A 4,112-nucleotide genomic window follows, 5' to 3' on the forward strand; every position below is an offset into this window, starting at 1 on the left:
TGGTTCGCCCGGGGTGCGGGTTCGGGCCGCGACAGGAGGAAGACGGCCGCGGCGGCGGCCGCCGCGGCGCCGGCCGCCGATCCCAGGAGGAGGCGCCTGAGGATCGCGGGCGACCTTCGGGGCGACGGGGCGTTGTCGAGCTTTCGAAGAAGCCGGTCGAGCGCACGGGAGTCGGCGCCGGAAGCGCGCGCGCGTCCCAGGCGCTCGAGGTCTTCGGCGAGAGCCCGGACCGCCTCGAGCTCCGCTCGACAGCGGGAGCAGGCCTCCAGGTGGGCGCGCACGCCGGGGCCCGCGGCTCCGGCGGCCGCGTCCAGGAGGACGTCGTTGGTGATCTCGCGGCACTTCATGGAGTTTCCTCTGGATCAAAGCCGCCGGGGAGCGGCGCGTGGCCGGAATTCGCGGTCATCGCGGCGCATGGCGGAGCACCGATTTGAGTTTCTCGAGCGCGTCGTGGAGGCGCGAGCGGAGCGCCACCTCGCTGTCTCCGGTCCGCTCGGCGATGGCGCGATAATCGAGTCCGTCGAAAAAGCGGAGGGCGACGATTTCCCTCAGGTGAGGCGGAAGGGTTTCGACCGCGCGGCGAAGGCGCTCCAGGGGTTCCGGGAGGGGCGCCGCCGGGGGATCCTCCACGGCGTGAAGAGGAGCGGGGGCGGGCCTCCGCTGGATGTCCTTTCGCCGGGCCAGGACGAGAAAGCGCGCGATCGTGACGACCCACGCGGGGAAGTTCGTTCCGGCCCGGAAGCGGCCGATCTGGGCCCACGCGCGCAGGAACGCCTCCTGCGTCAGGTCTTCCGCCTCGTCGGGCCGGGGGCAGATGCGGCGGACGAACCGGATCACCGCCGCGTAGTGGCGCCGGACGAGCGTCGCGAACGCCTCGCGCGCGCCGGGACCTCCGCCCTGAGCGCGCTCGGCCAGTTCCCGGTCGGTCGGGTCCTCGCGCACCTCGCCCATTATACGCGGGGCGTCAGCGCAGCCACTCGTCGCGGTGGCGGGCGACGAAGTCGTCGTCGTGGAGGTGCGGGTAGGCCCGATAGACGCGGTCGATTTCTTCTTTCTGGCCGGGCGAAAGCCCCTCGTGAGGATCGAGGCATTCGATGCCCTCGAGCAGTCCCTGGCGGCGAAGGACCTCGTGGAGGCCGGCGATGCACCCGCGGAAACCGTGAGCCGCGTCGAAGAAGGCGGCGTTGGCGTCGGTGATTTCCGCGCCGCGCGCCAGAAGCTCGGGGGTGGGCCCGGGGGCGGCGTGGATTTCCTCGAGAAGCTCCACCGCGCGGCGGGTCCAGACCGCCCAGTGCCCGAGAAGTCCCCCGACGATGCGCTGGCGCGCCCCGCCCACGCGGAACTCGGTGAGGAGATCGGCCACGATGGAGTCGTCGTTGCCGGTGTAGAGCGCGATGTCCCCGGCGCGGCCGGCTTCGGCGACGGCGCGGACCACGTCGATCGTCCGGTAGCGGTCGAAGGGGGCGATCTTGATCGCCACGACGTTGGGGATCTCCGCGAACCGGCGCCAGAAGGAGTGGGGGAGCACGCGCCCTCCCACGGAAGGCTGAAGGTAGAAGCCGAAGAGGGGCAGGATTTCCGCCACGGCGCGCGCGTGGTCGAGAAGGCGGTCTTCGGGGGCGTCCCGGAGCGCCGAGAGGCTGAGGAGTCCGGCGTGGTATCCGAGCTCGCGCGCGGTGGAAGCTTCCGCGACGGCCTGCGGAGTCGGGCCCACGACGCCCGCGATCCGGATCGCGTCGGGGGCGCGACGGCGGGTCTCCTCGGCCGCCAGCTCCAGCACGGGACGGTACAGCCCCGCCTCGCGGATCGCGAACTGCGTCGTGTGCACGCCGACGGCCAGCCCGCCGGCGCCCGCGGCCAGGTAGTAGCGGGTGAGGGCGCGCTGGCGGCGCTCGTCGAGCGTTCGGCGGCGCGTGAGGGCCAGGGGGTGGGCGGGGATCGCCGTGCCGCGGCGCAGCCGCGCGAGGATCCCGGCCGGAGGCCGAGGGAACCGGCTAGAACTTGCCATCGCGGGTCTCGAAGTGCGTGGGTTTATGGAGCGTCCGGCCGCCGATCCGGACCCAGTGGGCCACCCAGGGAAGAATGCTTTCGACGGGGGTCGGACGTCCGAACCGGGCGACGGCGCGGGCCGGGTTGGACAGGAGCGCCGTCGGCTCCTCGCGCCCCTCGAACACGGGGTCCCGTCCGAGGAGCGCTCCGAATTTCCGGGCCAGATCGCGGACGGAGAGAATCTCGGGTCCGGTGACGTTCCAGACGGAAGGGGGCGAGTCCGCGGCCGCCAGGCAGCGCAGGGCCGTCGCGTTGGCGTCCGCCTGCCAGATGACGTTGACGTATCCGGTGCGCACGTCGATGGGAATTCCCTCGTGGACCTTGCGGGCGATCTCGAGGAGGATGCCGTAGCGAAGCTCGACGGCGTAGTTGAGGCGAAAAACGGCCGTGGGGGTGCCGCGGCGGCGCGAGAAGTATTCGAAGACGCGTTCGCGGCCCAGGGCCGACTGGGCGTACTCCCCCACGGGGCCGGGCGGGGTTTCCTCGGTGGCCCCGCCGCTTTCGGGAGTCACGAACGGGTAGACGTTCCCGGTCGAGAAGACGACCGTCCGCGCGCGCGGGTAGCGTTCGGCGACCAGACCGGGCAGATAGGCGTTGGTGGCCCACGTTTCCGCCTCGGCGCCCGTCGAGCCGAACTTCATGCCGGCCATGAAGACGACGGCCGCCGCGTCGGGGAGGCGCCGGACGTCGTCGCGCTCGAGAAGATCGGCCCGCAGGGGGCGGACGCCCCAGCGCTCGAGCGCCTCGCGGGCGGCCGGGTTGGAGAAGCGCGCCGCTCCGAACACCTGGGCGCGGGAGCCGGCCGAGTCCAGCGCGCGCCGCGCCATGCGGGCGAGCGAAGGCCCCATCTTGCCTCCGACGCCCAGGACCACGAGGTCGCCCCCGAGCGCCGCGAGCTCCTCGCCCAGGCCCTTCGGAGGACGGGAGAGCGCTTCCTCGAGCTGTTCCTCGGTCTCGATCATCGGAATCCCCCGGCTGCGGAGTCCCTCTCAATAAAGCACGAAAGGGTCCGGCTGTCTCTTCAATTCGAGCCGGGGGATCTCCCGCCGCGGCCGGACGGCGGGAGCCGTTTACGGCCCGACCTCGATGACCTCGACCCGGCCGAACGCCAGGGCGCGCGCCCCTTCGGTGTGGATCCTCCAAAGCAGGCAGCTTTCGGCCGGGCGCATCGATTCCCGCGGATCGGTGAGGACGGCCCAGAGGAAACCCGCCAGCGGGACCGGCAGATCGGCCAGCTCCTGGAGGCATCGCTCCAGGATCTCGTCGGTCGACGTCGTGGCCACCCGCAGGACGGCCTCTTCGTGGACCGCCTCGAGGATGTCCTGGAGGCGCTCCGAAAACGGGTTTCGATCCGCGCAGGCGTTGTGGGCGGCGTTGAGGACGGCCGGGGCGCGGGCGGGGCTTTCCCCGGGCAGGGCGTCCTCGAGAGGGACGCCGGCTTCCCGGGCCAGAAGCTCCAGTTCCTGCCAGGTGAACGAGGTGGAGAGGACCGCGTCCTTGGCGGCGCAGGAAAGTTCCCACAGGGGGCGCGGCGTCATGGAACGCCCCCTTCCGGGGTCAGGCGGATCGCCTGGTCCGGACAGAGCCGGGCGGCCTCGAAGACGTCGGCGGGGAGCCCGGACGGGGCTCCGGGACGGATCCGGCTTCCGTCGGGGGTGACTTCGAAGACGTCGGGGGCGATCGCCTCGCAGAGACCGCAGGTGCTGCACGGGCCGAGAATCCAGACCCTCCGCTCCGCGGGAGGGTCGCCGGGACGCGGGTCGTTCATGTGCACCTCCGAAGCAGGAGATCCGCCGGGCGTCCCTGGCGGGCTCCGGTTTCGGCTGGCTGGGGCGCCGCCCGTATGAAACTGCGTTTCAATGAAACCAAGTTTCAATATATGCCGCGGCGGGCGGGCCGGGTCAAGGGAAACCTGCGGAACGCAGAAATTGCTCGAGTCAGTCCCGGCGGCGCTGGCCTCGGAGGGGCTGGGGTTCCATCGGACCGCGCTGGGGCTTGATGTTACTTTTTGGTGAGAGAAAGAAAGTAAGGCGTGTCGAACCCTTCCACGACAGCGTATTTGT

6 protein-coding genes are annotated in these 4,112 nt (G+C 71.4%); all 6 read right to left on the reverse strand.

The window, feature by feature from the left end; all coding sequences use genetic code 11:
- Window positions 1-347, reverse strand: a 347-nt coding sequence (locus VNO22_17790) for a hypothetical protein (GenBank protein ID HXG63227.1), incomplete at its 3' end; no start/stop codon positions are given.
- Between the two features lie 55 nt (window positions 348-402).
- Entirely contained in the window at window positions 403-942 is a 540-nt protein-coding gene (locus VNO22_17795; GenBank protein HXG63228.1) for a sigma-70 family RNA polymerase sigma factor, read from the reverse strand.
- A 22-nt stretch (window positions 943-964) separates the two neighbouring features.
- A complete protein-coding gene (locus VNO22_17800) occupies window positions 965-2,008 on the reverse strand; it encodes a dihydrodipicolinate synthase family protein (protein HXG63229.1) in 1,044 nt (347 codons plus the stop codon).
- Window positions 1,995-3,011, reverse strand: coding sequence for an NAD-dependent epimerase/dehydratase family protein (locus VNO22_17805; protein HXG63230.1), 1,017 nt, complete (start codon window positions 3,009-3,011; stop codon window positions 1,995-1,997). Before VNO22_17805 ends, VNO22_17800 begins: the two co-directional genes overlap by 14 nt.
- Before the next feature lie 108 nt (window positions 3,012-3,119).
- Window positions 3,120-3,587: a hypothetical protein gene (locus VNO22_17810; GenBank protein ID HXG63231.1), complete on the reverse strand. Its 468-nt coding sequence runs from the start codon at window positions 3,585-3,587 to the stop codon at window positions 3,120-3,122.
- Window positions 3,584-3,817: a ferredoxin gene (locus VNO22_17815; protein ID HXG63232.1), complete on the reverse strand. Its 234-nt coding sequence runs from the start codon at window positions 3,815-3,817 to the stop codon at window positions 3,584-3,586. The genes VNO22_17810 and VNO22_17815 overlap by 4 nt, the downstream gene beginning before the upstream one ends.
- Window positions 3,818-4,112: the final 295 nt, after the last annotated feature.

It is taken from the genome of Planctomycetota bacterium (genome assembly GCA_035574235.1).
Taxonomy (GTDB): domain Bacteria; phylum Planctomycetota; class MHYJ01; order MHYJ01; family JACPRB01; genus DATLZA01.